6 protein-coding genes are annotated in these 4,665 nt (G+C 71.9%); 2 read left to right on the top strand and 4 right to left on the bottom strand.

Annotated elements, in window-relative coordinates; genetic code table 11:
- Positions 1–199 precede the first annotated feature (199 nt).
- From ACFXGA_RS24415 to ACFXGA_RS24425, 3 genes are all read right to left on the bottom strand, one after another.
- Positions 200–607, bottom strand: coding sequence for a hypothetical protein (locus ACFXGA_RS24415; protein WP_378091407.1), 408 nt, complete (start codon positions 605–607; stop codon positions 200–202).
- Positions 608–1,184: 577 nt separating this feature from the next.
- Positions 1,185–2,156, bottom strand: coding sequence for a pirin family protein (locus ACFXGA_RS24420; RefSeq protein ID WP_378091409.1), 972 nt, complete (start codon positions 2,154–2,156; stop codon positions 1,185–1,187).
- Between the two features lie 54 nt (positions 2,157–2,210).
- Entirely contained in the window at positions 2,211–3,020 is an 810-nt protein-coding gene (locus ACFXGA_RS24425; protein WP_378091418.1) for a peptidoglycan-binding protein, read from the bottom strand.
- A gap of 234 nt (positions 3,021–3,254) precedes the next feature.
- Here ACFXGA_RS24425 and ACFXGA_RS24430 point away from each other — a divergent pair, with 234 nt between their 5' ends.
- Entirely contained in the window at positions 3,255–3,455 is a 201-nt protein-coding gene (locus ACFXGA_RS24430) for an antitoxin (RefSeq protein ID WP_378091410.1), read from the top strand.
- A 188-nt stretch (positions 3,456–3,643) separates the two neighbouring features.
- On the opposite strand, the gene ACFXGA_RS24435 is transcribed toward ACFXGA_RS24430, so the two are convergent.
- On the bottom strand, positions 3,644–4,030 hold the full coding sequence (locus ACFXGA_RS24435) for an ATP-binding protein (protein WP_378091412.1): 387 nt from the start codon (positions 4,028–4,030) through the stop codon (positions 3,644–3,646).
- A gap of 128 nt (positions 4,031–4,158) precedes the next feature.
- On the opposite strand from ACFXGA_RS24435, the gene ACFXGA_RS24440 reads away from it, so the two are divergent.
- Complete coding sequence (locus ACFXGA_RS24440; RefSeq protein ID WP_378091414.1) at positions 4,159–4,488, top strand: STAS domain-containing protein; 330 nt, start codon at positions 4,159–4,161, stop codon at positions 4,486–4,488.
- Positions 4,489–4,665: the final 177 nt, after the last annotated feature.

The following is a 4,665-nucleotide window of genomic DNA, read 5'->3' on the forward strand; positions in this document are numbered from 1 at the left end:
CGCGTCGCCCCGCCCTCCGCGCCGGCCGGGGCGGGCGGGCGGCGTCTTGCTGGTGTGGTGTTTCCGCCGGCCGCAACTCTGGGGCCGCGGCGCTGCGCGGCCCGGCGGCGCGCGGGGTCGGTGCACCATTGGTTTTGTGACTCAGGTGCGGGTCCGGTCGAATTGTCGGCTCGACCGTCAATCCGGTCGGGGCGGGAATTCAGAGCAGGTCGACGAACACCTTCGAGACGTCGATGTCGTCGATGATGTCGGCGTTGTTCAGGGCGTCGACCACGGCGCTCTTGAACACCAGGTTGTCCTCGACGTTCACGTCGTCGATGACGTCCTTGATGGTGACCTCGACCGCGTCCAGCTCGGCGCCGTTGAGCACCTTGATGTCGTTGCCGCTCAGCACGTCGCCGATCGTGATGACCGAGTCCGGCAGGTCGATCGGCACCTGCACGGTGGTGTTGATGGTGCACACGATCACGTTGGCCAGACCCGTCGGGTCGGAGTTGATGCACGACGCGTCGGGAACGGTGGTGGCCTGGGCGGCGGTGCTGCCGCCGAACACCATCGCACCGGTCATGACGGCCAGCGCGGCACCCGAGGCAAGACGCTTCAACACGAGGTCTCCTTGGTGTGGAATCCTTCTCGATTTCGCCGGGATCGGCGACACCACAAATAAAGCAGAACGCGCGGTCGGGCGCACCCCTTCCACCCGCGCCTCGGACGATCAGGTGGCCGGAAATTACGCCGATCGTCCGAGGCGGTGGTCGGGGTTGTATTCGGTGGCGAATCGACCCCGCTTGACGGAACGTAATCGGACGGTGGGCCGAGAGGGTGGCGGGGCGCCGTGGAATCAGAGCGGTTCTCTTATTCCCCGTGCCGGCGGGGATCGCAGCCACGAGTTGTGCGGAGAGCCGGCCCGGCACGGGTGGCGGAAGTGCTCCGCCGGGGTGGTCGACCGGGTCCAAACATGCCGTTTCGGCGAATTCCCGGCCGAGACATCACAGTGTTCTGCGTCACAAGGGCGGGTGGTGTCGCATCGGCCGATGTCGATCTCGGCCGATCGGCGGCGCGGGCGACGCCGTCGTGGCCATCGTCGTGATCATGGCCCGCGACCCGGTCGTCGTCCCGAAGGCGTGGGCCGGGCATGCGGCGGCCCACCTCGCGACCGCTACCGGTCGTCGTCGCCCTGCCGGTCAGCCCCGGGGCGGGTTGCCGCGCGGCCGGAGCCTGCCGCCGGGCAACGGCGGCGCGGGCAGCCGGTCGCCGGGGTAGCCCTCGACCCGGCCGAACCGCTCGGACCCGGCCTGCCACTGCTCGCGGAACAGGGCGACCTCCTCGTGGCTGCGGCCGACGAAGTTCCACCACATCACCAGGTCCTCGCCCAGCGGCTCGCCGCCGAGCAGCACCACGCGGGCCGCCGCGGCCCCGGTGTTGACCAGGTGCAGCGTCGTCGCGCCGAGGCCGACGTAGCCGAGCGCGCCCCCGGTGAGCGGCGTGCCGCCCAGCTCGACCGCGCCGACGTCGACCAGCACGCCGTGCTCGAACGCCGGGTCCACGTCGAGCGCGAGCCGCGCGCCCGGGTCGAGCACCAGCTCCGCGCCCAGCAACGGCGTGAAGGTGCGCACCGGGGACGTGGCGCCGGCGACCGTGCCGAGGAACACGCGCGCGGTCGCGCCGTCCAGCGCCACCGCCTCGGGCACGTGGTGCTGGAAGTCGCGGGGCGCGTCGCGGTGGGCGTCGGGCAGCGCGATCCACAGCTGCACGCCGTGCAGCACGGTCGTGCCCGGGGTCGACACCTCGGAGTGGCAGATCCCGTGCCCGGCGGTCATCAGGTTCAGCTCGCCCGGCCGCACGAGCGCGTGCACGCCGAGGCTGTCCCGGTGCTCGATCTCGCCGCTGAACAGCCAGCTCGCGGTCTGCAGGCCCGTGTGCGGGTGCGGCGCGACGTCCATGCCGCCGGTGACCGACACGTCGTCCGGCCCGTAGTGGTCGGCGAAGCACCACGCGCCGATCAGCGACCGCTGCCGCTGGGGCAGCGTGCGCCGCACCGTCATCGCCCGCGGCCCGCCCAGCGGCACGTCGCGCGGGGCGAGCACCTCGACCGCCGCGGCGCCGGACGTGCTCTCGCAGATCAGCTCGGACGGGTGGGTCTCCACGTTGCTCATCGTGACCCCGTTCGGACGACCATCAGCCCATCGTAGATGGGCCGTGGTCCCACCCTAGAGCGAACGCTGGTACTCCTCCCACGTCCGCTTGGGCGAGACCGCCGGGCCGTCGTCCGGGCCCCGGTCGGCCAGCCCGTTCAGGCCGAGGTGGTAGTCGCCCGCCTGGTGCTGCGCGCCGGGCGACTGGTCCGGGTCGTTCACCGCGATCGCGTGGATGTGGTAGTCGAAGCCCTGCGCCGGGGTGCGGACCCAGGCCGCGAACCCGACCTGCCGCAGCACCCTCGCCACGGTCGTGCGGGTGGCGGCGGTCATGCCGGACACCGAGAGGTCGAGCGCGCCGCCACCGTCGTGCGTGCCCGCCGAACCCGGCACGCCGCCCGGGTTGTAGGAGCCCTGGGTGACGGTCAGCGACCGGCCGAGCAGCCGTTCCGCCTCCACCAGCATGGCCTTGGTGCGGGTGTTCATCAGCCCGCCCCGGTAGGTGACCCGGCTGCCCGCCGACACCGCCCGGGTCACGGTGTAGGTCGTCTCGCCCAGCAGGCGCAGCGAGGTCGGTCCCGGCAGGCCGGACGCGTCCAGCCCGGTGTAGCCGAGCGACCGCTGGTAGGCGGCGTAGGCGTCGATCGTCCTGGTGCCGAAGTGGCCGTCGACGTAGGTCGGGGCCAGCAGGCCCTTCGCCGCCAGCGCCCGCTCGACCAGCCGCACGCTGTCCCCGCTGCCGGGCGTGACGGCCGAGTCGGCGCGGCGCGGGTCGATCTGCGCGGCCTTGAGCACCGCCTCCATGTCCACCACGGGCAGGGCGGTGGCGGCGTTCGCGGGCGTGGCGAGGCCCACCGACCCGATCAGCGCGACGACCGCGGCCACGACTCGCACGACGTTCACGTCCACCTCCGGTCGACACCGAGGAACCCCGGGTCAGTCAAGCGCGAACCGGCTGTCGTTGGCAATAGTTGACGTCAATGGACCGCAATTGGTTGGTAACTGACGGCCTCACTCGACCGGGTGAGTTGCGGGTGTGGTCGCATCATCCGCGGCGGCGCGCGGGAACCCCCGGGGGCGAGTGTCCACGCGGGACACCCGGAGGAGGTTCGAGCGCAGATGGGCATCGGCGACAAGTTCGACGAGCTGAAGGACAAGGCCAAGGAGGCCCTCGGCCAGCACGGCGACAAGGCGGACCAGGGCATCGACAAGGCCGGCCAGTTCGTCGACGAACGGACCGGCGGTCAGCACTCCGAGCACATCCAGACCGGCACGGAGAAGGCCAAGGAGGGCCTGGACCGGTTCCGCGAGCAGCAGTAGCCGGAGGGAACACCGAGGGCCGTCCCCTGCCGGAGGGGGCGGCCCTCGTCGAATAAGTGCCGTACCCCTACGGATCGCGTCCCGGCTTGTTTCCCGTCCGGGTGTCAGCCGACAGTGGTTCGTGCCGCGCCGTCCCTGCCGGAGCGGCCCGCCACCGAGCCCCGGTCGGTCCCTGCCCGGCCGGGGCCTCAGCCGTCCAGCTCGGCCCAGACGACCTTGCCGTCCGGGGTCGGGTCGGAACCCCACGCCCGGCTCAGCGCCGCCACGATGATCAGCCCGCGCCCCCGCGCGGAGTCCACCTGGACCGGCCTCGGCTGCGGCGGCGTGGCCGACTGGTCCGCCACCTCGATCCGCAGCCCCGTCTCCGTCCGGGAGAGCGTCAACCCCACCGGACCGCTCGCGTGGTCCACCGCGTTGGAGACCAGTTCCGTCACCACCAGGTTGGCGTCGTCGATGGTGTCCTCGGACAAGCCCCAGGACGCCCCCGCCTCGCCCAGCACCTGCCGGGCCTGCGCCGATGCGCCCGCCGAAGCGGGCAGCGTCACGGCCACCGGCGCCGCTGGCTCGTTGCGCACATCCGCTCCCCGTTGATCGGCCGTTACCGCATCGTCGCACATCCTCCCGGCGCGCCACCGAGCGGTCGTCCCCGGTACCGCGACACGGTATCGGCACCGGGTCCTCCCGGTGGCTAGGCTCGGGGACCATGGAGTTGCAGGTGCGCAGTGAGGAGCGGGGCGGCTGGACGGTCGTCGCGGTGTCGGGCGAGCTCGACGCGGACACCGTCCCGGTGCTGTCCGACCGCCTCGAGGAGAGCACGAGCGCCCATGTCGTGGTGGACCTGAGCGGCGTGCCGTTCATGGACACCACAGGGCTGTCGCTCATGCTCGACTGGCACCGCAAGCTGGACGGAGAGGGCGGCGAGTTCCGGATGGCCTCCATGCAGCCGGCCGTGCACAAGCTGTTCCGGCTGACCGAGCTGACCGAGGTCATGCACATCCACGAGACCGTCGAGTCGGCCACCGACGGCCCCTGATCGCCCACCCACAACAGACCCACCCCACCCATACCCACCCATACCCACCCATAACGGCCCCGCAGCGCGCCCACAACGGACCCGCAGCCACCCCACCGAGGCTCGATTTGACATGGGTTCGGGTGCCTTAGGCTGGACGAAGCCGGCAGGCCTGGCGGGACGCTTTCCCCGCCGGGC

The sequence above is a fragment of the Actinosynnema sp. NPDC059335 genome, from assembly GCF_042752395.1.
GTDB lineage: Bacteria > Actinomycetota > Actinomycetes > Mycobacteriales > Pseudonocardiaceae > Actinosynnema.